Below are 24061 nucleotides of genomic sequence, written 5' to 3' on the forward strand. Positions count from 1 at the left end.
TAGCGTGCGCGTTTTCGTCACTGGCGGGACCGGCCATTCCGGTTCGTACATCATCCCCGAGCTCATCGCCGCCGGACATGAGGTCACCGGCCTGGCCCGGTCCGACACGGCCGCGGCGGCGGTGTCCGCGCTCGGCGCGAAGGTGCGTCGCGGCAACCTCGATGATCTCGACGGGCTCAAGGAGGCGGCCGCGGACTCCGACGGTGTCATCCACGTCGCGCACAGGCAAGACCTGCTTCCGTCCGGCGGGATCGACGCCGTGGCCGCCGCGGAGCTCCCGATCATGCTCGCGTACGGCGAGGCACTGGCGGGAACCGGAAAGCCGCTGGTCGCGGCGGGGAGCATTGGCTCGCCCGGGAACCTGGGCCGGCCGGCCACCGAGGAGGACCTGGCCCTTCCCGGCGGTGATGAGCACAAGGGCACCCTGCGGGTTCGTAACGTCGTGGAAACCGCCGTAGTCGGCCTCGCCGAGCGGGGCGTGCGGTCTTCGGTCGTGCGGATTGCCAACATCGCGCACAGCACGACCGATCGTGCCGGCTTCCTCGTGCAGCTGATCGCGCTCGCGCAGGAGAAGGGCTTCGTCGGCTACCCCGGAGACGGCGCGAACCTGTGGAACGCCGTGCACATCCGCGATGCCGCCTCCTTGTTCCGCCTGGCGCTGGAGAAGGGTCCGGCTGGCAAATACTGGCACGCGATCGGGGACGGCGGCATCCCGTTCCGCGAGATCGCCGAGGCCATTGGCAGCCGTCTGGGCCTGCCCGCCGTGAGCGTTCCCGCAGACGTACTGATGCTGCCGGGATACTTTGGGTTCCTCGCGAACATAGTCACCCAGAACTACCCGGCGTCCAACCTCATCACCCGCCGAACCCTCGGCTGGGAACCCGTTCAGCCCAGCCTGCTCGCCGATTTGAACAACGGCCATTACTTCTCCGCCAGCTGACGGCATGGACGGAGCCGAATCTCGTGGAGTGATCACGCAGCTTGGGGGATGAGCCCGTCGAGGTAGCGGGTTTCGTGGACACGACGGCGTTCTTGGGCCAGGCGGTAGCGCATGTACTCGGTAAGGTCGCCGTTACTGTGCAGTGCATTCTCGACATCATCTGGGCCAGCTTTGCCGCCCGCGGAACCGCACCACGCATCCGGCGATCCCCGGGCACACTGTTCGACGATACGTACGGATGGCCGCGACCCGATCTCCAGCCCGAGTCCCGGCAGCTACCGCTCCGGCCGCGCCGAACTCGACGTCGACTTCCGGCCGACGAGGCGTGATCGGGCCGTCATTATATAAGAACCGAACTGTTTCGGATACCCATCAATTCAACGGAGTGATCGTGGGAAAGCTCGATGGCAAGGTAGCGGTGATCACCGGCGGATCCACCGGCATGGCACTGGCCGGCGCCAAACTGTTCGTCGAGGAAGGAGCGCACGTCTTCATCCAGGCCCGGCGGCAGGAAGCACTGGACGACGCCGTCGAGCTGATCGGCCGCAACGTCACCGCCGTCCGGGGTGACGCGGCCGAACTGGACGACCTGGACCGCTTGTACGACACCGTCAAGCGGGAGAAGGGCTCGATCGACGTGCTGTGGGCCAGCGCCGGGATGGGCGAACCCGCCGTCCTCGGCGAGATCACCGAGGAACAGTTCCACCGCGCCTTCTGGCTCAACGCGCGCGGCACCCTGTTCACCGTGCAGAAGGCACTGCCGCTGATCAACGACAACGGCTCGATCTTCATGACCGGATCCAACGCCTCCCTCGGCGCCTTCCCCGGCTGGAGCCTCTACGCGGGAAGCAAAGCCGTCCAGCAGGCCTGGGCCCGCGTCTGGCTCAACGAACTGCGCGACCGCAAGATCCGGGTCAACGTCCTGACCCCCGGCCAGGTCGCCACCGCCAAACAGGAAGAACTGTTCGACGAGGCAACCAAGGCCGCATTCGAGTCCCTCATCCCCCGTGGAAAGATGGGCCGCCCCGAAGAAATCGCCACCGTCGCCCTGTTCCTCGCCTCCAACGACTCCAGCTACGTCAACGGCCTGGAACTGCTCACCGACGGCGGCACCACCGCCATCTGATCCACGCACCAGGAATGCCGCGGACACACCCCACAACCACCCAGTCGCCACAACGAACTGATCTCGAACGCGGACATCCGCAACACGCCGAAGTGTTGCGCGGTCGCCGAATTCGCGTGCTGTCGATGATTTGTGGACGCCGGTTGGCGTCTACTGGTGAAGCAGTGTCATTCGTGAAGCAAGGCTCTGAATGAACTACATCCCGCTCGACACGGACGGCAAGATTGCCGAGATGACCATATTTGGCGCCAGCTGCCGGCGGAAGACGAGCCGGAGGTGCCGGGAAAGGCGCGGCAGTTGGCCCAGAAACGTCGCGGCCGACGCCCTGCGCCTGACCCGGCACGAACGAGACAGAGCGACACCTCGAGAACAGGAAGAGAGCACACCTCATGAGCAGCATCACCCTCATCGGCACGGGGAACATGGCCCGCACCATCGGCACGCTCGCGGTGGCGGGCGGCAATACCGTCGAGGTCATGGGACGAGATCAGTCCAAGGCCGATGACCTGGCCAAGGCTCTGGGCGGTGGCGCGACGACGGGCAAGTGGGGCGCCGTCCCGGCCGGGGACATCGTCATCACGGCCCTGTTGTACGACGGTGTCGTTCCGGTCGTCGCCGAGTACGGAGACGCCCTCGCGGGCAAGGTCATCGTCGACATCAGCAACCCCTTCAACGCCACGTTCGACGGACTGGCCCACAGCGAGGAGACCTCGATCGCGCAGGAAGTCGCCAAGGTGGCCCCGGCCAGCGCCAGCGTGGTGAAGGCATTCAACACCATCTTCCGGAATGTCCTGGAGAAGAGCCGGCCCAACGTCTTCATCGCTGGCGACAATGCGCAGGCCAAGGCGGGCGTGGCGGCATTCGTCGAGAGCCTCGGGCTGCGCCCGCTGGACGTCGGCGGCCTGAAAATGGCGCACTGGCTGGAAGGAGTGGGCGTGGTCACGGTGGGCCTCGCCGGCAACGGGGTTGGCCACTGGGACTTCGCCCTCGGCGTCAACGAATTTACCGGCTGAGCCCCGGGGGCCGAGCAGTCGGCGACCAGGGCGCCGTGCGCCCTGGTCCTCGCTGCCTTGGGGCGTCAACTCCCTGGACGACTTCCAGCCGGCCATCGACGCCCTGACCGGCCAGACCCGTGACCTGCAAGCCCAGGTCGCCGCGCGGCAGGCCGTCATCCCCGCCGGCTCACCGAGTCAGTCGCTGGACCAGGCGATTGCCGCGTTCGCGGCCGCGAAGGGACTACCGGCCACGCGCCAGCTCAAGCAGGTTCCGGACGCGCGCTTCTGGTCCCCGGTGGGACCCGGTGGCCGTCGTCTCGCACACCGCGCACCTGATGCGGCTCGACCCGGATGGCGTGACCGCCTGCCGCTGGTCCGATGCGCTGGTGACGGCGATCGAGCTCACGCCCGGAGCGGCCGCCGAGCTGACCACCTGCTTCCGCTCCGGCGGCCAACGGTTCGGCCGACGGCGCTACGGCCTGGGGTTGGCCCTGGTCAACGACATCGCCGACCGGTACGACGGGCGGCTCGAAGCGGACAGCGAACCGGGGCACGGGGCCACCTTCACGTTGGTCCTCCCCCCCGCTGAGCGAACCTCGCGGAATGTCCGGCCAGGCGTTGACAGGGCGAGTCCCGGTTCCTAGCGTGACCACATCCCAAGCTGTTGTCTTCATATGTAGACGACGGTCAGTCGACGGGACGGAGGCGCAGATGCCGGCCGTGGCTTCCGAGAGCCCCGCCTACCGCAGGGCGGTGACCAAGTTCTTCCGGCGCATGCTGCCGCTGGTGGTGTTCATGCTGGTGGTCAACCAGATGGACCGCACCAACATCGGCTTCGTGCAGTCCCACCTCAAAACCGACCTGGGCATCGGGGCCGCGGCCTACGGGCTCGGCGCCGGCCTGTTCTTCGTCGGGTACGCGATCTTCGAGGTGCCCAGCAACATGCTGCTGGAACGCGTCGGCGCGCGGATCTGGCTGACCCGTATCATGATCACCTGGGGCCTGGTGGTGGCCGCGACGGCGTTCACCACCGACGCCACCACGTTCTACCTCTTCCGCTTCCTGCTCGGCGTGGCCGAGGCCGGCTTCTTCCCCGGCGTCCTCTACTACTTCACGAAGTGGCTGCCGAACGCCGAGCGCGGCCGGGCGACGGCGATCTTCCTCGGCGGATCGGCGTCCGCCTACATCGTGACCGGCCCGATCAGCGGCGCCCTGCTGGAGCTGCACGGCCTCGGCGGGCTGGCCGGCTGGAAGTGGATGTTCCTGCTGGAGGGCGGGGCCTCCGTGCTCATCGGCGTGCTCGCCGGCGTTTTCCTGGTCTCGCGGGTCAAGGACGCGAAGTGGTTGACCGACGACGAGAAGATGGCGCTGAGCGCGGCCGTCGAACGGGACGAGCTCATCCGCAAAGAAGCCGCGAAGCAGCGGGTCCCACGGTGGAAGCTGCTGGCCAACCCACAGGTCCTGCTGCTGTGCTGGCTGTTCTTCGCGATGTCGATGACCGGCTACGCCATCACGTTCTGGCTGCCCAGCACGGTCGGCAAGATCCCGGGTCTGTCCGACTTCCAGATCGGCCTGCTCTCGGCGATCCCGTGGATCTGCGCGATCGTGGCGATGTACGTGCTGGCCTGGCACACCGACCGCACGCAGGTGCGCCGGCCGTGGGTCGCGGTCGGCCTGGTCGTCGGGGCGGTCGGCACACTGCTGGCCACCGTCGGCTCGCCCTGGTTCGGACTGGTCGCCATGTGCATCGGCGCGACCGGGTTCAAATGCGCGGCCTCGGCGTTCTGGCCGATGGCGCAGCAATCGCTGGACCTCAAGATCGCCGCGGCGGGCATCGCGCTGGTCAACTCGCTGGGCAACCTCGGCGGCTTCGTCGGCCCGACGGTGCTCGGCTACTTCCAGGACGCCACCGGCAGCACGGCCGGCGGGCTCTACGGCCTGTCGGCGGCCTCCCTGGTCGGCGCAGTCACCGTCGCGCTCGTGCGAGGCCGGCGCGCCGCCGCCGATCCACCGATCACCGCGCCTTCGGTGCGGTGAGGGAGAATGGCGGCATGGCCGAGCAGAAGGGCGTCCGGGATGTGAAGTCGGCGGCGCGCACCGTCGACATCCTGGAGGTCCTCGGCGGGCTCGACGGGCGGCCGCTCAGCCTGCGCGAGCTCGCGGAGCGGACCGATGTGCCGCGCAGCAGCCTGTACGCCCTGCTGCAGACTCTGGTCAACCGCGGCTGGGTGCGCACCGACGCCACCGGCTCCCGCTACTCGATCGGCGTGCGGGCGCTGCTCGCCGGCACCTCCTACCTAGACGGCGACCCGCAGCTGGCCGTCACCAGGCCACACATCGACGCACTGGCCGAGGAACTGGGCGAAACCGTGCACTTCGCCCGGCTCGACGGCGTCGACGTCGTGTACCTCGCGACCCGAGAGTCGCGGCACTACCTGCGCCCGTTCAGCCGGGTCGGCCGCCGGCTGCCGGCCCACGCGACGTCGCTGGGCAAGGCGATCCTGGCCGAGCGGTCGGACGCCGACGTCGAGAAGCTGGTGCCGGCCGACGCCCCGCGGCTGACCGAGCACACCCTGGACCGGCCGGCTCTGCTGGCGGATCTCGCCGTGGTGCGCGAGCGCGGCTACGCCATTGACGACGAGGAGGGCACGATCGGCCTGCGCTGCTTCGGCGTCGCGCTGCGCTACGACTCCCCCGTGGTCGACGCGATCAGCTGCTCAGTTCCGATCGCCCGGCTGACACCCGAGGCCGAGCGCGGGATCATCGCCGCGCTGGCGCGGGCCCGCGACGCGATCGAGCGGGCCGCCCGGTACTGAGTCACACTCGGCGAGAAACACCCTGTCCTCTAAGGGCTGTCTCGTAACCCGGTGACAGGTGTGTCCAGGTGATCGTTGATCATGGTGGGATGCAGGTGATCACGGCATCGCGGTCGGAGTGAATCGCACCGTTCACCGGCCTGCAGCCTGGCCGGTTCCGCAAGCTCGTGCGCGTCGTGGCCCAGCGCGGCGGGGACGAGATCGCCGACGGCCGCCCTGGCCGGCAATGGCGACTGGACCTAGCCGACCGCGTGCTACTGGTCGCCGCCTACTGGCGCACCAACCTCACGATGCGCCAGATCGGACCGTTGTTCGGCGTCTCGCACTCCGCCGCCCATCGCGTGATCGACACCCTCGGCCCGCTACTGGCCCCGGCCCCGGTCCGGCGCCGCCGGATCGACCAGGTCGCCATCGTCGACGGAACCTTGGTCCCCACTCGTGACCACCGACTGGCCGCACCCAGCAAGAATTACCGCTACTCCGCCAATGTGCAGGTGGCCATCGACGCCGACACCCGCCTGGTCATCGCCACCAGCGACCCACAACCGGGCAACCGCAACGACTGCACCGCCTACCGCACCTCCGGCATCGACCAGAAACTGGCCGGACGTCCGGTGATGGCTGACGGCGGCTACCAGGGCAACCCCGACGTGATCATGCCCTACCGTAAACCCGCCGACGGGACACTGACCGACTGGCAGGAAGATCTCAACGCCATCCACCGCAAGGTCCGCGCCCGCATCGAACACGCGCTGGCGCGCATGAAGTGCTGGAAAATCCTGCGGGCAAGAGCAGTCACGAGACACCCTTAGCTCGGCCCGGCTTAGCTTCCGGCCATGGCGATGACCAGTTTGCCGCCCTTCGGGCGCTGCTCGCGCTCCAGCTCCGTCAGAGCGGGAATCGCCTCGGCCAACGCGACCGTACGGGCGATGGGCAGGCGCAGGGTCCGGGCCACCTCCTCCAGGTCGGCGGTCACCGGCCGGCCCATCATCGCTCGGAACGGGCCGGGCAGTGCGCTTCTGATCATTTTGGCCGGGGTTGGGACGATGTCGACGATGGTTCCGCCGGGCTTCAGCAGCGTTCGGGCCGCGGTGAAGGGAAGCATGCCGGGCGTGTCGAGGACGAGATCGAACCGTTCCGCGAGGGCGGCCGGGTCGAAGCCGAAACCCACGACCGGTTCGACGCCGAGCTCGCGGGCCTCGTCCGTCGCAGGGTTGCGGCAGCTGCCGGCGACCGAGGCTCCCCGCGCCCGGGCGAACTGGACGGCGGCCCGGCCTACACCGCCCAGGCATCCGTTGACGAAGACCGCCTGCCCGGGCCGGATTTCCGCCGTGGCCTGGTAGGCGGTCACGCCCACGGTCGGCAGGGCGGCGGCCTGCTCATACGAAAGGTCCACCGGTTTGAGCACGACCGCCTTCTCCGGGGCCGTCACCATCTCGGCGAACGCCCCCGCCTGCCGGAACCGAGCCGCTCCGAGTACCGCCTCGCCGGCCTTCAGGCGGGTGACGCCGGCGCCGACCGCCTCGACGACTCCCGCGAAGTCGTGCCCCATCGCCCGGGGAAAGGAGCGGCCGGTCATCAGCTTCATCTCGCCGTTGCGCATCTTCCAGTCCAACGGGTTGGAAGCCGCCGCTCGGACGCGGACGAGAACCTCACCCGGACCCGGGCGTGGTGGCTCGAACTCAGCGAGCCGCATCACCTCCGGGCCGCCGTAGCGGTCGTATTGAAGGCGCTTCACGAGGCGTATTCGTTCGAGATCTCGGTGGCGTAGTTCTTCCAGAGCGGTTCCATGGTCTCGGCGTTGACCGGCTGCCCGGAATCGATCATGGCCTTGAAGTCACGGAAGTACTGCACATACAGGTCCGGCGTGAAGGTGTTCAGCATGACCGCGTTCTCGTCGCCGACGTTGGCGAACGTGTGCGGTGCCCCGGTCGGCACGATGACCCAGGTGCCCGGCCCGGCGTCGTAGTGGTCCTCGCCGACGGTGAACCGGAAAGTTCCCGCCAGCACGTAGAAGCCCTCGTCATGCTGGGCGTGGCGATGCTGCAACGGGCTCGGGGTGCCTGGCGGAATGGTGACCTCGGCGAACCCCAGTCGGTGGTCAGTGTGCTCGCCGTTCTCCAGGATGCGGATCTGCTGTGCCCCGCTGCCGAGGATCTCGCCCTCACCGGGGCGGACGATGTTTACCTTCGCCACGACTTCTCCTATTGCTATTGCCTGCCTTGGTCACCACCATCCTTTCCTGGGCCGACTGTGCGCGTCTTGGTCGTCGGTGCACGGTTGCTGGTTACCAGTGCGCGGGCGTTGTAGCCGTACGTCGCCTTGAAGAGCTTGCTGAAATGGGTGGGATCGGAAAATCCCCACCGGGCGGCCACGGCGGTGACAGTACGTCCGCTTCCGGTCAGCTCGGCTCGGCAGCGCTCCAGGCGGCGACGGCGGATCAGGGCCGCAACGGTGAGCGGCTGGTCCTCGAACAGCTTGTGCAGCCGGCGTACTGAGATGTGGTGGGCGGCGGCGATGCCGGGCGGGGATAGATCGGGATCGGCCAGCCGGGCCTCGATGTAGCCGGTGATCCGGTCCCGCAGCCACTCGTCCGGGGCCGGTTGTTCGTCGCCGAGCCGCGCCTCCAGTGCAACCGCGATCAGCTCGACGACGGCCGCCGCCGACCGCAGCGCCTCCGCCTCCCGGAACTCGGTCGCCGACCGCGCCGACTCCCGGGCCAGTACGGAGACGAGAGCGCCCGGGCCGTGGCTGCCGTCGATGCGTACGCCGATGAGCCGGTCGATCTGCGCGGGCCGGATCCGAAGCTCCCGGCGCGGAACCAGGATGGTGACGTGCGCCGCGGCGGTGCTCTCGAACCGGAGCGTACGCGTGGGATCGAGCAGCACCAGATCGGTCGGCCCGAGTTCGGCGTCGCCGTGCCCTTGCTCGATCCGCGTCCGGCCCCAGGTCATCACCTTGACCGCCAGGTTCTCGCCGTCGGAGGCGTCGCGCTCCCGCCCGATGCAGGCGCTCTCTGGCGTGTCGAGGGAGACCAGCCGCAGCGGCCCGAGGTCGCAGGTGGCGATCCGGCCCCGGAAGCTGGCCCCGGCCAGCTTGTTGACCAGCGGCGGAAACCCGCTGGCGGCCAGCTCGTCCTGGAACGTCTCAAGGTTGCCGATCACCGGTCAACGATAACGGCGACACTTCTGCTCAGGCACGGTGTTCGGCGGCCCTCACAACGGCGCCGGCCCGCATCTGCTCTACCAGGCTCTGGTGCACGCGGTGAACGGCTCGGTCGCGCCGGCGACCGACGACCGAACGGTGAGCGCAGCACCGATATCGGAATTGGTGCGCCGGACTGGGGCCAGTAGCGGGCCGAAGGTGTCGATCACGCGATGGGCGGCGGAGTGCGAGACGCCGAACAACGGTCCGATCTGGCGCATCGTGAGGTTGGTGCGCCAGTAGGCGGCGACCAGTAGCACGCGGTCGGCTAGGTCCAGTCGCCATTGCCGGCCAGGGCGGCCGTCGGCGATCTCGTCCCCGCCGCGCTGGGCCACGACGCGCACGAGCTTGCGGAACCGGCCAGGCTGCAGGCCGGTGAACGGTGCGATTCACTCCGACCGCGATGCCGTGATCACCTGCATCCCACCATGATCAACGATCACCTGGACACACCTGTCACCGGGTTACGAGACAGCCCTTAGCTTGACTCTGTCGGTGATCTTGTAATCGTCGAGCTCAGCTGCTGACGGCCCGCCAGGACTTCAGCCGAGGGATCCCGTGCTGGTCCAGGAAGTCCTGGAAGACGGTCGGTGACCGAGACGAGGTTGCCTCGCCGGATGGTGGTAGATCGCTGAGGCGCTCGATGTTCACGGCGATAGCCGTGAAGACATGTTGGAGGTGGGCCTTCGGCTGTCCCCGGTAGCGGCACCGACGCATGCCGTGTCCGTGGGCGAACTCGTTGACGGTGCCTTCCACTCCGGAGCGGACCGCATACCGGGCCTGCCAGTCGGGCGTGTGCTGCTCGGCGCGGACGCGGACTTGTAGGTCGCGGAGTTCTCGTGGGGGAAAGCCGACGTTCCGGGCACCGTCGCGAGAGGTGGTGCACTGGGTGCGGACCGGGCAAGGCTGGCACTGGGCCCTGGTGAACCGCGCCACGATCAGCGGGGCTGCGGTGGGCGAGGATGTCGGGTAGGGGCCATGCCAGCCCCTGCTGACCTGCCCCTGAGGGCAGGTGACCTGGTGGCGGTCGAAGTCGATGTGGAAGTCGTCTCGGTCGAAGCCTTCGTTGCGGCGGTGCTGGCGGGTGGGGTTGCCCGGCAGCGGTCCGGTGACGGTGACCTGGTGCTCTCGGGCGGCTTGTTCCAGGTGGACCAGGGAGGTGTAGCCACCGTCGACGAGGTGCTCGGCGGGCAACAGGCCACGGCGCTTGAGACGGGTGTGGATGCCGGGCAAGGCCTGGGTGTCGTTCGTGGTGGCCGCAGTGGTGGCCACGTCCGTGATCACGTTCGCGCCCTCGGACGAGCAGGTCTCGGTGAGATGGGCGAGGAATCCCTTCCAGCGGGTGGTCTGCCCGCGGCGTGCGTAGCGGGCTGTGGGGCCGTAGGGAGAGACGATCGCGCGGGATGAGGGCGGCAGCCCGCCATCCTCGTCGGTGCGCCAGCGCAGGCGGCTCGCCGCGTCGCGGTAGTTAGAGGCAGCCCCGCACGCTGGCCGTGGAGTTGCCGTTGCAAGACAGTGAACTGGTGGGGCGCAGCGCGAGGATCTCAACGTCCTTCTCTCGGTCGGTCATCGGTAGTAGCCGCAACGCGGCGAAGGCGTGGGTGACGGCGAGACAAGCGAAGCGACGCGAACTGCACACCCGGCGCGCTCAACCCCAAGGTCACCCAGACCACGATCGGCGCCACCATCTGCCATGCCGGCCACACCAGCGCTATCCGTCCTCCCGAGGCTGGCCGGCGGATTCTCGGGTCGCGGCACGGCGACGCGGGCGACGGTCCGCGCGCCGAGCCGGCGGTGGTTCAGCTGCCGGGTTTTCGGGTCGACGTCACCCGAGCCGGCGACGTCGTCAGGTCAGCTCGGCAGTGACGCCGAGACTGGTGCGGGTACATGGCACTTGGGTGGTGACCGCGCCGTTGGGTTGTTGCGGGCGGCCGGTTCGACGGCTGACCGGGTAGGGCAGCGGCTCCAGCGGATGCTGTCGGACCCGGAGGGTCTGATAGGCGACCAGGAGGAGGAGCAGGGCGAACAAGGTCGCCGAGCCCCACAGGGTTCCCCAACCCAGCCCGCCTTCGTCGACCGGCTTGATCAGGGAGTCTCCGCCGGCCGCGCCGAGCGGGCGGGTGAGGATGAACGCCAGCCAGAACAACACCATGCCGTTGATGTTGGTCAGGTAGTGCAAGGCGATGATCACCACCATGATGCCGGCGATGATGAGGAAGGCGTTGGCGAAGCCCAGGCCAGTCTCGTCGGACAGCCAGTCGCCGCTGGCCGTGCCCAACGTGTTGGACACCAGGATCGCCACCCAGTAGAGGATCTCGCCCTTGCAGCTGGCGATGTCCTCCACGTCGTAGGTCTGCCCGGTGCGCCACCAGACGAGGAAGATGATCGCCAGCAGGCTGGTCAGGACAAGCGCGCCCCAGCCGTAGCCGATGCCGTTCTCGGCACTGCCGTCACCGGGTCCACGGTCGATGAAGTCGGAGACCTCGGTGCCGACCATGCTGGTGCCGAGCACCACAGCCCAGTAGACGGCCGAGTGAAACCGCTTGGCCCTGACCTGGACGGTGAGGACGACGGCGAAGAAGGCAAGGAAGACCAACGCCGTGACGACGTAGCCGATCTGGAGGGTGATGCCGAACAGGTCGCCGGCGGTTTCGCCCAACGTCACCGCGACGATCTTCAGGGCCCAGAACAATATCGTGACGTGGGGCAGCTTACGCATCACGTAGCGGTCCAGATGTTCCGCCCCTGGAGTCTGGCTCATGTGCTCTCCGTTCCGATGCGGCCATAGGCGGCCGGACGTCGTGATGGGATGGGAACCGTCCGCGCATCCCATGTCTGACTTCGGGGCGGAAGTGGGATGTCGGAACGAGCCGGAACCGGGATCGGCGTCGGTCCTTCCATCGGGATGCCGTGGCCCGGGAGATCGGCGGGACTCACTGTCCCGCAGCCCCACGCCGACGACCAGGGTTGACCTTTGACGCGCATGCTCGGTCGTGTCGGGGACCGCGCTGTTCTGGTCCGCGCCAGTTTCAGGCACTGGGGTTGGAAATCACGCGATCGGTGAGCGAGCCTCACGGACCGTGCCGCGAGCGGCCGTCCTCGCGGAGACTGCCCAGCAGCGTGCAGGAACCCGGCGGCCTCAACGCCGCGCGGTGTCATGCAACTGTGTTCGGCCCGCACGACAACGCCGACGCCCATCGGATCGCACCGTGTTCCCTGAGGTTGACGGTGAGCCGCGCCAGCACACGCCCACACTGGACGCGCTCGCGTGATCGGGAAGACGCTGCTCCACTAGTGGCGCAGCAGCACCACCGACGCGGACAGCAGCGCGCGAGTTGCTCGGTACAGCAGCGACACGATCACGCCGGGGGCAGCATCCCAGCTGCCAACGAAGGGCTGCGTACCGAGTTGCCACCTGCGGCGATGACCGTGCCGGCGACCCGGTGGGCCTCCGGCACGGGCGTCAGACGACGGTGAGCGAGTAGAAGCCCCGTCCGAAGGTCGCGATCACCAGACGGTGGTGCTGCTGGTCGTAGGCGATGTCGTCAACGGGCACCAGCGGCAGGTTCTGGCCCAGTCGCGCCCAATGGCCCGATCCGGCCGGGCTGGCGAACACGCCCTGGTCGGTGCCGGCGTAGAGGATGCCGCCGCCCGCCCCGATCACCAGCGTGTTCACCGGCGCCTGCGGCAGATCGCCGGACAGGTCCGTCCAATGCCGGCCACTGTCGTTGGTACGCAACACATGTGGCTGCGCCGAGCCGGACCGGTAGCCGGACAGCGTCACATAGGCGGCGTTCGAGTTGTGCGGATCCACGACGACCTTCGTCACCCACGGTTGGCCGGTGAGCACGTTGGTCCAGGTGGCGCCGAGGTTGTGGGTGACCCAGACCCGGCCGTCGTCGGTGCCGGCCCAGACCGTGTGCTGGTCCGAACCCGCGGCGACGGTGGTGATGGTGCCGAACGGGTAGTCGTCCTTGCCGGGGCCGCCGGTCAGGTCGGGGCTGATCGCGGTCCAGGTGACGCCGCCATCGGTGGATCGGTTGAGCCGGTTGCCGCCGTAGTACATGGTCTTCGGATTGGTCGGGTCGAACTGCACCGGGGTCAACCAGTTCCGGCGATCGGCGGTAGTGGCGTCGGTGAAGTCGGTCATGGTGGCGCCGCCGTCGGTCGACCGCGCGCAGTTGCCGTACTGGAGGCAGGCGAAGACCGTGTTGTCGTCGGCCGGGCTGATCAGGTTCTGCTGGCCGTCGCCGCCGTAGTACTCGTTGAACCGCGGGCCGCCCCAGGACCGCAGCGACCCGTTGTCCTGCGCGCCACCGGAAATGCGCGAGGTGTCCGCCGGCGTGATCGCGACGCTGTAGAACTGCGTGAACGGCTCGCTCACAGCGTGCGTCCAGCCGCCGTCGCCGTTGCTGTCGGACCGGTATACGCCGCCGTCGTCGCCCAGGTAGACGCGGTTGGGATGGCGTGGGTCCCACACCATCGCATGTTGGTCGGAATGCACGGCGCCGTTGTCGTCGGTCCAGGTCTGGCCGCCGTTGTGCGAGGTCAGCAGGGGGACGCCGGCGACCTGCACGTGCTGGGCGTCGCGCGGGTCGACCCAGATCTTGCCGAACCACCAGCTGTAGCTGGACTGGGAGTCGACCAGCTCGGGAGTGTCGGGCAGCCTGGTCCAGGTGGTGCCGGCGTCGGCAGAGGTGTAGGCGCTGCCGTAGGAGCCGCCGGTCTTGCCGACGACGGCGTACATCCGTTGCGGCTGGGAGGCGGAGATGCCGAATCCGTACCGGCCGACGTCGGGGCCGGTGGCGGGCAGGCCGCCGCCGAGCTGCTGCCAGGTCGTGCCGCTGTCCGTCGAACGGTACAGACCGGAACCGACGCCGCCGTAGACACGCTGGTCGGGCTGTCGGCGGTGATCCCAGAGCGCGGCGTAGACGCGGCGTGGGTCGGCCGGGTCGAACTGGACGTCCACCGCGCCGGTGAACTCGTTCGGCGTAGTCAGGACCCGGCGCCAGGTCGCGCCGGCGTCCGAGCTGAGGTAGACGCCTCGGTCGCCGCCCGGGGAGTACAGGGAGCCGTTGGCCGCGACAAGGATCCGTTGCGGGTTGGACGGGTCGATGGCGATGGCGCCGATCGTGCCGGAGTCGGGCAGGCCTGTCTGGCGCCAGGTCGCGCCGTGATCGGTGGACCGGTAGAGGCCGGTGCCTTCGTACGTCACGCTGCCGCCGCCCGGGTTGGGCTCGCCGGTGCCGACGTAGACCGTGCCGTTCGGGGCTACTGCGACGGCGCCCATCGCCTGGGTTGAATCCTGCGGCCACGCGGCGGTGAAGCTGCGGCCGGCGTCGGTTGATCTCCACAGGCCGCCGCTCGCCGAGGCGGCGTACAGGGCATCGGCTTTGGTGGGGTCCATTGCCAGGCTGACTACCCGGCCGCCGATGTTCGTCGGGCCGAGTTGTTGCCAGGCGCCGCCGACGGTGGGCAGTCTGCGCGCCTCGGCGGCGGCCTGTTCGTAGGCGTGCCGGGGAAGGGACTGGCCCGGCACGGTTTTCTGCACGTAGCTGTAATCAGCCGGTGCCGCCGGGCCACTGTCATCATCGTCGTCCATCGGGTGAGCCGATGGTGCGACCAACGTGCCGGCGAGGACGACGGCCACTGCCAAGCGGAGCATCCACATCTCCTTCGCGCATCGTCTGGTGACGATGTGCACGCTAGGAGTCATGGCCGGCGGACGGCAGCCGTCGAAGGTCGGACAGTCGTACGGGTTTGCCCGTTCAGGCCGCGCACCTGCACCCAGGTGCGAGTCAGGGCACGGTCCATTGCTGGGCGTTGGTCGCATTGCAGTCGTAGATCTGTAGCTGCGTTCCGTTGGTGCTGACCGCGTCGGGGTCGTCCAGGCACCGCCCCGACTGCGGGTTGACCAAGGCGTGGTTGGCGCCCTGCTGCCACTGTTGGGCCGTGGTTCCGTTGCAGTCCCACAACTGCACCAACGTGCCGTTGGCCGTTGCCCCACCGCTGACGTCCATGCACTTGCCGAGCGCCTGCAAGGCGCCGTTCGTCGTCACGGTCCACTGCTGCGCACTGGTGCCATTGCAGTCCCACAGCTGCACCGCGGTGCCGTTGGCCGTGCCCGCGTTGTTGACGTCGATGCACTTGCCGGCCAGCGCGGAGGTGATCGGTCCGGTGGGCGTGCCCAGCGCGTACGTGACGGTCACCGGCGCCGACGTCGGCAGCGAACCGGTCTGCACGGTGGCGGTTCGGCTGCCGGCGTCGTAGCTCGCGGACACGGTGGATCCGTTGACGGTGACCTTCGACGGAGCCGCGTACAGATTGTGGATCTTGACGGTCCAGGTCCGGTTGGCCACTGCGCCCGGGTACGTGCCCTGCCGCGCGCCGATGGTCAGGGTGTGCGAACCGTCCGAGTAGCCGATCGGCGTCGTGGCCGACTGCCCGGACTGGTAGCCGTTGCCCTGGCCGGAGTCCTCGTAGAGGGAGAAGGATCCGTCGCCGCCGGCCGCCACGTCCACGCTCACCTGGTTCATCGGGCTCTGGTTGGCGGAGTCGACGTAGTCGCTGCGAGTCGTCATGATCCCACCGGAACGCAGGAACACCGGCATAGTGTCCAACGTCGTGGTGACCTGGGCGGTGCCCGGACCGGTGTAGGTGCGGCCGGTGAAGTAGTCCGTCCAACTGCCCGGCGGGAACCAGACGGTGGAGCTCACCGAACCGGTGCCGGGCGTGCTGACCGGTGCGACCAGCACGTCGTCGCCGTAGGTGTACTCCCCCGCGTAGCTGTACGCCTCGTTGTACTCGGGGTAGTTCAGGTACAGGCCGCGCACGATCGGCAGGCCGGTGTCCACCGCCTGGCGGGCCAGCGTGTACGTGTACGGCACGAGGGATTCCCGCAGCCGCAGGAACTTCTCGGTCGCGGCCGCCGTCGCCGCGCTGTAGTTCCACGGCAGCCGGTCGCCGTGGTCGGAATGCAGCCGCAGGATCGGTTGGAACGTGCCAAGCTGCACCCAGCGGGCGTACAGGTCCTCGTTGTCGTGGCCGTTCGAGGCGTTCGCGGAGTTCTGGTAGAAGCCACCGATGTCGTGGGACACATAGGGTTCGCCGATCCCGCTGCCCTCACGGGCGGTGAACTGCGCCTCGAACGCGAGCATCGCCCACGTCGGCGACGTGTCGCCGGTGAAGTGCACGGCCGAGCGGTGATCGGCCCACGCACCGGTCGACGGCGGCGTGAACACCGAGTAGTCGTTGCCGTTGCCGCCGATCCGGCCCAGCACGTACCCACGACCGCCCATCGCGTCCGCGTGCGCCTTGTACTGCGCGTTGATCCAGCTGTCCGGGGTGACCCCGGCGTTGACCGGCGTGCCGCCCTCGCCGTTGGACTGGTCCAGCCACCAGACCGGCTGGCCGTTCTGCTCGAGCGAGCTGTGCAGGTTGAAGTACGCCTTGAGCTGCGCCGGATCCAGGAAGTTGAATATCTTGCAGTCGCCGATGCTGTAGCAGCTGCTGTCGGCCAGCGTGCCGGCGGTCGCGACGGTAGCGGCGTACTGGGGGTCGCCGGGCGCGATGCTCGGGTGGATGTTCAGCGACGTCTGCAGGTCCTGCGACGCCGCCCAGCTGAAGAACGCCTTCGGATCGGGGACCAGGCTGGAGTTGAACTCCCAGCCGTCCCAGGCGTTCGGCGCCTTCCAGTCGGTGTCCGCGACCAGGGTGTCAATCGGCGTCCGATTGGCACGGAACGCCGGGATCAGCGTGTTCTGGTAATCGGACGCGCTGTACGGGTAGTACCGGCTGTACCAGACGCCGAACGCCTCACGCGGCAGCAGCGGCGATGGGCCGGTCAGGTCGTGGAGGTCCTTGAGGCCCTGCTTGTAGTTGTGTCCGTAGCCGAAGAAGTAGCCGTCCTGGTACGGCTGCCCGCTGTGGGACGGCCTCGGGGTGACGGTGCCATCGGTGTCCAGGATCGCCGACTGCGTGTCGTCCATCAGGTACCAGCCGTCACGGGAGAGCACGCCGTCGGCCATCGCGGCGGGACCGCCCTGACCGTCCAGGCCACGACGATAGCCGCCGAGGTTGTTGTCCGGAGTGGACACCGGCGTCGGGTACGCGGCGCCGACCGGCGTCACCGCGACGGAATCGACGTTCACATTGCAGGAGTCGTTGCTGCCACAGGAAATCGACATCGGCGCGCCACCGGCGGGCAGAGTCACCGTGGCGCTGGCGACCGACCACGTGTCCCAGTTGGCCGTCACGGGGAGGCTCACCTGCTGTGTGCTGTCGCCGGTGGTCACCGTGACGGTGCGGGTCTCGTTCTTGTTGTCGCCACCGGTCGCGTTGGCGTAGCGGAGCTGCACGGCGTACTGACCGGCCGCCGGCACTCCGGATTCCTGCCAGCCGATCTTCGCGCCCGCGGCGGCGAAGCCGGCGACGAACCCGCTGCCGGTGTATCCGCCGTGGTCGCTGGCAATGGCGGCGCTACCGGACAGCGCAAGCCCCTCGGCTTCGCATCCGGCGCCGACGGCGCAGGTGCCCGGGAAGCTCGGATGGGCCGTGACGGCCTGTGACCCGGCGGTCAGGTCGACGCTGAGGTTTCCTGGGCCGAAAGGTCCCGAGTTCTCCAGGTACCGCAGTGTCACGGAGGCGGTCTGGATGATCCGGTAGCCGTTGGCCACCGACGTCGTGTACGGCGGCGTCGGCATCGACCGGTTGATCGCGTTGAACGTCGGCCGGTCCTCGAAGCCGCCGTCGCCGGCGTACTCGACCCGGATCAGGGTCGGCGACTCGACGGTGAACCGCGCGTTCCCATCGGTCACGCTCCCCGTGGCCGCCGCCGCGCTGGATGCGAGTGCGGGGGCGAAGACCGCAGCGAGCGCCAGCGCGGCGGGCCCGACGGCCCACCGGAGTCGTCGGCTCATCGGACCGTCCAATCCTGGTTGGTGGCCGATCATGTTACTGACCAGTTCGGTTCGCACCAGCAGGTTCACACAGCCGGACCAGTGACAACCATCGCGTGGGCGAAGCGCGCCCGGTTCGTCCCCTCGCCCGTCACATCGAGCTTTTCTTACGATTCCTATCCATCCACCATGACGGCGAAGACCGGCTGCTGTGGCCGGCGGCGTTCCACAGCAGGCCGCCCGACACCTGCCCCAGTGTGAACGTCTTGGTAGGCAAGGAAAGGATGCCCGCCAAGGGGTTCAACACCGTGCGGATGATCGGGATGAAGCGAGCGAGCACGATCGCCTTGCCGTGGCCGTAGCGCTCGAACAGCGCCTCGCCACGAACAACCCCTTTGGCCAGATGGGGATTGTGCCTGCGGGCCAGTAGCGCCCGACCGCAGCGCGGGATCGTCGCCGCGCCGGCGCGGGCCCGCGAGGCGACCGAGCGGGCCGTCCGGCTCTGAGTCACACCCGGAAAGGCGAACCGATCACCGGACCGGCGCGGCATGATCGAACGGTCGGCCGACAACACGGAGGGGACGCGGATGCTGTACATGTTCGGGTTCGATCGAATCGGTGTCGTGCTCGGAGACCTGTTCTTCGTGGATCCGGAACCGGTCAAGGGCCAGGAGGGCGCCGAGCACGGTGTCCGGCTCGAGCTGCGGCTCATCGAACGCGGTCCGCTGAAGGGCACCATCTACTCGGCCTATCCCATCGCGGTCGAGGACCCGGTGTGGCGGGCGGATTTCCTGGAGTCGGTCGACGGGCGCCCGGGCAGCTTCGACCGCACCCACCACCATCCGGCCTTCACCGGCTGGAACCCGGGCGCCCGGGTGTTCACGCGTGAGCTGTCCGCTGATCCGCTGGGCTGGCTGGCCGGCAAGCTCGCCGACCTCGACGGCGTGCTGGCCGAGGCCGGATTCCCCGCCGACACCGTGGGTCCCGACGACGCCGCCGAACTCCGACTGGCCGCGCCCGAGATCGTCGCCGCCACCGGCCGGCTGCTCGGCCGCGTTCGCGCCGGCGAGCTCGGCAATGCCCCGGCCGCCGAACAACTCGTCGCCACCGACGGCCGGCCTGCACTGGTGAGGTCCGGCTGGCTGTGACGTCCCGCGTTCGAGACGGGATGGCGGCCGTCAGCGTGAGGCGTGGGTGCGGAAGCCCCGGCCGGTCTTGCGGCCGAGGTAGGGCGATCGCCGGGCTCGGTGCGCAGACCTCGCTACGCGGTGTCGAGGGAGTTCAGCGAGTGGCCTTGGCGGCCTGCACGATCAGCTCGGCCACCGCGTCCGGCTGGGAGATCGCCACTGCGTGGGACGCTGCCACGCGCACCACGTGCGAGCCGGCGCGCTCGGCCATGAACTCCTGCGCCTGGGCCGGGATGGCGTTGTCCCGTTTCGCGATCAACGCCCACGACGGCAGGGTGCGCCACGCCGGCTCGCTGGACAGTTCGGTCGTCAGCGCCGCCTGGCGCACCGGGCGCTGGGTGACCGCGAGGATGTTCGTGGTCGCCTCGGGCAGGTCTCCCGCGATGACGTCCCGGTAGTGCTCGGGCTTGATCGACAGTTCCGGCTCGCCGTCGTGCTCGACCACGGTGGTGGTGTCCGGACCCAGCTTGGCGCCGGGGAAGCGGGCGGCCAGACCGAAGGAGCTCTCGCCCTCGTCGGGCTGGAACGCGGCGATGTAGACCAGGGCTTCGACGTTGGAGGCATCCCGGGCGGCGCGGGTGATCAGCGTGCCGGCGTAGGAGTGGCCCACCAGGACGACCGGGCCGTCGATGGCCTGGGTGGTCGTGGCGACGTACTGCGCGTCGGACTCCAGGCCGCGCAGCGGGTTCGCCACGGCAACCGTGTCGTAGCCGCGTTCCTGAAGCCTGGCGATCACGCCACTCCACGCGGAGGAGTCACCGAAGGCGCCGTAGACCAGGACGATCGTGGGAGTGGTGCTCATGGGTCTTCATCCCTCTACAGGTAGAACGATCGGTCTTTCTCTCACGAGCGAGACTAGTCGTTCTCCCTCATCGCGCGATGTGCCGTGAACGACAGTGCAGAACGACTGGTCTTTCTCTACGCTGGCCTGATGACGACTGCCCCGGACCTGCACCCCAAGGACCGGCTGCTGCGCACCGCGTCCCGCCTGTTCTACGCCGAGGGCATCCACGCCGTCGGCGTCGAGCGCCTCATCAGCGAGGCCTCGGTCACCCGCGCCACCTTCTACCGGCACTACCCCAGCAAGGACGACCTGGTCTCTGCCTACCTCACAGCCACCGCCGAGGACATCCGCGACGCGGTCGGGCGGGCCCGGCACGACAAGTCGCCGCGCGAGGCGCTCCGCGCGGTCATGGCCGTACTCGGCGACGCGACCCTCGACGACGGCTTCCGCGGCTGCCAGTTCCTCAACGCCGCCGCGGAGTACCCCGACCCCGGCCACCCGGTGCGCGCGGTCATCGACGACCAGCGCACGTGGCTGTTCGAGATGCTGCGCGACCTGTCAGCCAGCCTGGACCACCCCGACCCCGACCACGCCGCCCGCGTGCTCGTCCTGCTGCACGACGGCGCGTTCCAGGCCGCGGAACTCGACAACGCGGCCGTCGTGCGCGAAACACTGCGCCGGGCCGTCGACGAGGTATTTCCCGCCCAGGATGTCTGACGGCGGCCGCCGCCGGTGCGGTCACCGTTGTCCGTTGACAACGAAGATTGTCCCGTTGCCACCAAAGCCTGACCGAAGGCCGGTTTCTGCCACGTCAGTTGGGAGACCGCTTGGTCCGCCACGTCCACACCCACTGGGCCACCACGTCCATTGGTCATCCTGACAGCAGCCCAACGCGGCTGAGTTCTGCGTGGGCCAGGGGCACCCAACGGCAGGCAGATTTCGCTGGCACAGAGCCACATTCGCTGTCGAAGGACAAGAGGTACCGCTCTTGGCAGGTCTGGCTCGGACGGGATCTCACTGTCGGGTCATGTTCTCCAGTACCTCCTGGAGCCGCCGCTGCGCCTCCTGGTCGGCCGTGTTGTAGAGCCGGGCAGCCTTGCGCACGCTCCACGCCAATGCCGACGTGGTGTTTTCCAAAGACTTGAGATGGTCGTGCCACTTCTGACCGCAGGTCGTCAACGCCGTCGCGGAAAGCCAGCCGCTGTTGCCCGCCGCTGCGATGTCGGTGCTGCCGAACAGCGCGGCGGTGGTCTTCTGCGCCTGCTCGACCAACGCGGCCAGGTCGGCTCCAGCCTGGTCTGTTCGGGCTGGAGCCATGTGGATCTTCGTGGGGGCCATCGGTCCCGTCTCCCGTTACCAGGTCCGTCGTGGACGGACGACGACCACCTGCTGCTGCCCGACTTCGATCTGGTAACTGGGCATGCGCCCGTCCAGGCTCGTGTCAAGGCGGGAGTCGGTGTGCTGGGTGTAGTGGATGTTGCCGTCCGGGGTGACTCCGGTAATCAGCGCGGCGTGGTGCGCTTCTCCGGCTGGCTTGTCGCCGCTGCCCTGCTGTACCCAGTAGACGACATCGCCTGGTTGGGCTTCGGACAGTGGGATTTGCTGACCGCCGTGGTCGAGGAAGAACTGTTTTTGCGCGTCCACGCTCTTCCAGCTCGCGGAGCTCGTCGGCCCGTCGATCTTGCTCCACCCGGTGTCACTGCCGTCGTACCATTGGGTGTCACGCCAGGGGCCGGTGGCCATGTTCCCCGTCTGAGGGAGCCCACCCTCGTTCAGTGCGTGCGAAACGAAGTTCGCGCAGTTCTCGGGGAATTTGTCAATGCCCGTGTTGTCCCAGTTCGCCTGCGCCCAGCGCACCGCATCGACCGCGCTGTAGCCGTTGTGGCCGCGCAGCTTGACCTTGACGTCATTGGGGATCCCGTCGAGGTCATACAGGTCCACCGGGACCGCTCGCTCGTACTCTTCGCGCTGCCGCTCGGTGAGCCCGTCCCACCACGCCCGCACCTCCTCCGGGCGTTTGCCGCGGGGCAGCGACTTCCTGATCAGGTCCAGTTCGTCGTGAGCGGCTGAGGTTCCCCCGGTAGCTCGGAGACTTTCAAACATGGTCCGATAGGGCCTGAAGGGAGTCATCCGTGGCAGCACCGAAGAAGTACCCCGACGAGCTCAGGGCCCGCGCGGTCCGGCTGTACCGGGAGTCGGATCCGAAGCCGGTGATCCGCCGGTTGGCCGAACAGCTCGGCGTGCACCCCGAGGCGGTGCGCAACTGGATCCGCCAGGACGAGGCCGACCGCGGCGAGCGGGACGACCGGCCCACGACCAGCGAGTCAGAGGAACTGCGCCGGCTGCGGCGGGAGAACGCGGAACTCAAGCGTGCCAACGAGATCCTTAAGGCCGCGAGCGCTTTTTTCGCCTCGGAACTCGACCCGACCCGGCGACGGTCGTGAAGCTCGTGGGTCAGCTTCGTGGCCGCTTCGGGGTCGAGCCCGTCCTCCGGGTCCTCGGCGTCGCCTCGTCCACCTACTACGGCTGGCTACGCCGCCAGGCCGACCCGTCGCCGCGTCAGCGGCAGGACCAGGCGCTGGTCGCCGAGATCGTCGGCATCCACACCACCTCCGGCGGCACCTACGGCAGCCCGCGAGTACACGCGACGCTGCGCCGGCGCGGGGTTCGGGTGTCCCGCAAGCGGGTGGAGCGGCTGATGCGCGCCCACGAACTGCAGGGCGCGTTCCTGCGTAAGAAGTGGCGCATCCCCTCGACCCGGCGGGATCCTCGGGCCACACCGGCGCCGGACCTGGTCAACCGGGACTTCACCGCCTCGGCGCCGGACCGGCTGTGGGTCGCCGACGCCACCCGCATCCCAACCGGTGCGGGCGCGTTCTGGCTGGCCGCGGTCCGTGACGCGTTCTCCAATCGAATCGTGGGCTGGAAGACCAGCGACCGTTGCGATACCAATCTGGTGCTGGGAGCGTTGGAGTACGCGATCTGGTCGCGCGACGTGCGAGACGGCCAGTTGATCCACCACAGCGACCGCGGCTCGACCTACACGTCGTTCCGGTTCGCGCAACGCTTGGCGGACAACGGGATTCTGCCGTCGATGGGCTCGGTGGGTGACTCCTACGACAACGCGTTGATGGAAAACTTCTTCTCCACGCTGAAGATCGAGTTGGTGTATCGGCACTCGTGGCGCACCCGCGAGGAGGCCGAGAACGCGATCTTCGGCTATGTCGACGGCTGGTACAACACCGACCGTATCCAGAAGCAGCTCGGCTGGCTCAGCCCTGACGAGTACGAAGCCGCCTGGCACACCACCCAAACCGGACACGGCGAGCCATCTATGATCCCTGGGACCTCGACAAGAGCCAGGTAACCAATCCCTCCGAGATTTCGGGGGAACCTCAGGCCGTGTTCTGGTCGTTTTTCGCCTGGTCGAGACTGGTGTTGTTCACAGCGGCGGCGAGCTTGTCCAACTCGGCCTTGGCTTCCTCGTCAATCTGGGTCGCCGCCGCCAGGGCCTGTGCGATGAGCTGGTCGGCCAGGTTGCGAGCTCGTTCCTCGTCGGCCGTGTGCGGTCCGGCCTGCTGGAACGAGACTCGGCCGGTGCCCTCATCGACCACCATCCCGTGTTGATGCGCGTAGTCGACCGCGGATTGCAGTGTCCGCTGGGTGAGCCCGGCAGACTCGCCGAGCCCCTCCAAGATCATCGCCGCTCCGCGAATGGTGGCCCCGGCTACCTGGTAGGAATTCGCCAGGTCGGCCAGTTCGTTGACAGCCAGATCGCCGACCTCGTCCTTCCAGTGATCGGTCACCCTTGCGGTGCCCTGATGGTAGATGTCCACAGCGGCCTGCTCGCACTGCTGCGCCAGCCGGACCCAGTCGTCGGCGGCGCCTGTCCACGCGGCCGGGCGCGCATCGCGAAGCGCCTGATAGCTGACCATGTCAGCAAGGCAATCACGGTGACCAGCAAGGTGGTGCCCGGTGGCAACTTCCGGCCGCCGGAACAGGCAATCACGCGGACAACCCGACATGGTGGTATCTGTTGACACCTGGCGGCACAGTCCTGGCGTGGTCGGAATTTCTTCAATGGCGCGACCAGGTGCCGGGTTGTATGTCCG

23 protein-coding genes and 1 pseudogene are annotated in these 24061 nt (G+C 68.4%); 11 read left to right on the forward strand and 13 right to left on the reverse strand.

All coding sequences use genetic code 11. The features are described from left to right. The first annotated feature begins 4 nt into the window (after positions 1–4). The 7 genes from JJ691_RS15465 to JJ691_RS15500 all read left to right on the forward strand — a co-directional run bounded on the left by JJ691_RS15465 (position 5) and on the right by JJ691_RS15500 (position 6689). The gene (locus JJ691_RS15465; RefSeq protein WP_211769463.1) at positions 5–940 is read left to right on the forward strand and encodes an SDR family oxidoreductase; all 936 of its coding nucleotides are present in this window, start codon (positions 5–7) and stop codon (positions 938–940) included. Positions 941–1331: 391 nt separating this feature from the next. Further along, entirely contained in the window at positions 1332–2066 is a 735-nt protein-coding gene (locus JJ691_RS15470) for an SDR family NAD(P)-dependent oxidoreductase (protein ID WP_211771497.1), read from the forward strand. A gap of 389 nt (positions 2067–2455) precedes the next feature. Continuing rightward, the gene (locus JJ691_RS15475; RefSeq protein WP_211769464.1) at positions 2456–3079 is read left to right on the forward strand and encodes an NADPH-dependent F420 reductase; all 624 of its coding nucleotides are present in this window, start codon (positions 2456–2458) and stop codon (positions 3077–3079) included. A gap of 287 nt (positions 3080–3366) precedes the next feature. Next, on the forward strand, positions 3367–3705 hold the full coding sequence (locus JJ691_RS15485; RefSeq protein WP_249227948.1) for an ATP-binding protein: 339 nt from the start codon (positions 3367–3369) through the stop codon (positions 3703–3705). A 67-nt stretch (positions 3706–3772) separates the two neighbouring features. After that, the gene (locus JJ691_RS15490; protein WP_211769467.1) at positions 3773–5098 is read left to right on the forward strand and encodes an MFS transporter; all 1326 of its coding nucleotides are present in this window, start codon (positions 3773–3775) and stop codon (positions 5096–5098) included. A gap of 14 nt (positions 5099–5112) precedes the next feature. Continuing rightward, complete coding sequence (locus tag JJ691_RS15495; RefSeq protein ID WP_211769468.1) at positions 5113–5877, forward strand: IclR family transcriptional regulator; 765 nt, start codon at positions 5113–5115, stop codon at positions 5875–5877. Positions 5878–5999: 122 nt separating this feature from the next. Next, positions 6000–6689: a transposase family protein gene (locus tag JJ691_RS15500; protein ID WP_256449433.1), complete on the forward strand. Its 690-nt coding sequence runs from the start codon at positions 6000–6002 to the stop codon at positions 6687–6689. Between the two features lie 11 nt (positions 6690–6700). Here the strand turns inward: JJ691_RS15500 and JJ691_RS15505 are convergent, their stop codons facing one another. The 9 genes and pseudogenes from JJ691_RS15505 to JJ691_RS53175 all read right to left on the reverse strand — a co-directional run bounded on the left by JJ691_RS15505 (position 6701) and on the right by JJ691_RS53175 (position 18576). After that, positions 6701–7615, reverse strand: a complete 915-nt coding sequence (locus tag JJ691_RS15505; protein WP_249227949.1) for an NADP-dependent oxidoreductase — start codon at positions 7613–7615, stop codon at positions 6701–6703. Beyond that, complete coding sequence (locus tag JJ691_RS15510; RefSeq protein ID WP_211769469.1) at positions 7612–8073, reverse strand: cupin domain-containing protein; 462 nt, start codon at positions 8071–8073, stop codon at positions 7612–7614. The genes JJ691_RS15505 and JJ691_RS15510 overlap by 4 nt, the downstream gene beginning before the upstream one ends. A 14-nt stretch (positions 8074–8087) precedes the next feature. After that, positions 8088–9041 carry a helix-turn-helix domain-containing protein gene (locus JJ691_RS15515; RefSeq protein WP_211769470.1) on the reverse strand — a complete coding sequence of 318 codons (954 nt, stop codon included), beginning with the start codon at positions 9039–9041 and terminating at the stop codon, positions 8088–8090. A gap of 156 nt (positions 9042–9197) precedes the next feature. After that, a pseudogene (locus tag JJ691_RS15520) lies at positions 9198–9470 on the reverse strand (helix-turn-helix domain-containing protein); the annotation flags it as partial. 127 nt (positions 9471–9597) lie between these two features. After that, the gene (locus tag JJ691_RS15525) at positions 9598–10365 is read right to left on the reverse strand and encodes a transposase (protein ID WP_211769471.1); all 768 of its coding nucleotides are present in this window, start codon (positions 10363–10365) and stop codon (positions 9598–9600) included. Positions 10366–10927: 562 nt separating this feature from the next. Further along, positions 10928–11842, reverse strand: coding sequence for a COG4705 family protein (locus JJ691_RS15530; RefSeq protein WP_249227950.1), 915 nt, complete (start codon positions 11840–11842; stop codon positions 10928–10930). Positions 11843–12544: 702 nt separating this feature from the next. Then, a complete protein-coding gene (locus JJ691_RS15535; protein ID WP_249227951.1) occupies positions 12545–14746 on the reverse strand; it encodes a WD40/YVTN/BNR-like repeat-containing protein in 2202 nt (733 codons plus the stop codon). A gap of 133 nt (positions 14747–14879) precedes the next feature. Further along, entirely contained in the window at positions 14880–17999 is a 3120-nt protein-coding gene (locus tag JJ691_RS15540) for a TIM-barrel domain-containing protein (protein WP_249227952.1), read from the reverse strand. Between the two features lie 130 nt (positions 18000–18129). After that, positions 18130–18576, reverse strand: coding sequence for a DedA family protein (locus JJ691_RS53175; RefSeq protein WP_211769473.1), 447 nt, complete (start codon positions 18574–18576; stop codon positions 18130–18132). Here JJ691_RS53175 and JJ691_RS15550 point away from each other — a divergent pair. After that, positions 18566–19126 carry a hypothetical protein gene (locus JJ691_RS15550; protein ID WP_211769474.1) on the forward strand — a complete coding sequence of 187 codons (561 nt, stop codon included), beginning with the start codon at positions 18566–18568 and terminating at the stop codon, positions 19124–19126. The two genes, JJ691_RS53175 and JJ691_RS15550, sit on opposite strands and share 11 nt — an antisense overlap. A gap of 133 nt (positions 19127–19259) precedes the next feature. Here the strand turns inward: JJ691_RS15550 and JJ691_RS15555 are convergent, their stop codons facing one another. Next, entirely contained in the window at positions 19260–19967 is a 708-nt protein-coding gene (locus tag JJ691_RS15555; protein WP_211769475.1) for an alpha/beta fold hydrolase, read from the reverse strand. A 129-nt stretch (positions 19968–20096) separates the two neighbouring features. Here JJ691_RS15555 and JJ691_RS15560 point away from each other — a divergent pair, with 129 nt between their 5' ends. Further along, entirely contained in the window at positions 20097–20666 is a 570-nt protein-coding gene (locus tag JJ691_RS15560) for a TetR/AcrR family transcriptional regulator (protein ID WP_211769476.1), read from the forward strand. Between the two features lie 297 nt (positions 20667–20963). On the opposite strand, the gene JJ691_RS15565 is transcribed toward JJ691_RS15560, so the two are convergent. Together JJ691_RS15565 and JJ691_RS15570 are read right to left on the reverse strand one after the other, a co-directional pair. Continuing rightward, on the reverse strand, positions 20964–21266 hold the full coding sequence (locus tag JJ691_RS15565; protein ID WP_211769477.1) for a hypothetical protein: 303 nt from the start codon (positions 21264–21266) through the stop codon (positions 20964–20966). Between the two features lie 36 nt (positions 21267–21302). Continuing rightward, positions 21303–22052: an amidase domain-containing protein gene (locus JJ691_RS15570; protein WP_211769478.1), complete on the reverse strand. Its 750-nt coding sequence runs from the start codon at positions 22050–22052 to the stop codon at positions 21303–21305. Between the two features lie 29 nt (positions 22053–22081). On the opposite strand from JJ691_RS15570, the gene JJ691_RS15575 reads away from it, so the two are divergent. Then, the gene (locus JJ691_RS15575; RefSeq protein ID WP_211768579.1) at positions 22082–22393 is read left to right on the forward strand and encodes a transposase; all 312 of its coding nucleotides are present in this window, start codon (positions 22082–22084) and stop codon (positions 22391–22393) included. A 5-nt stretch (positions 22394–22398) separates the two neighbouring features. Next, positions 22399–23316, forward strand: a complete 918-nt coding sequence (locus JJ691_RS15580) for an IS3 family transposase (RefSeq protein WP_211768578.1) — start codon at positions 22399–22401, stop codon at positions 23314–23316. A gap of 28 nt (positions 23317–23344) precedes the next feature. Here the strand turns inward: JJ691_RS15580 and JJ691_RS15585 are convergent, their stop codons facing one another. Next, a complete protein-coding gene (locus JJ691_RS15585) occupies positions 23345–23884 on the reverse strand; it encodes a hypothetical protein (protein WP_211769479.1) in 540 nt (179 codons plus the stop codon). Positions 23885–24061 lie beyond the last annotated feature (177 nt).

The organism is Kutzneria sp. CA-103260 (assembly GCF_018263855.1).
GTDB lineage: Bacteria > Actinomycetota > Actinomycetes > Mycobacteriales > Pseudonocardiaceae > Kutzneria.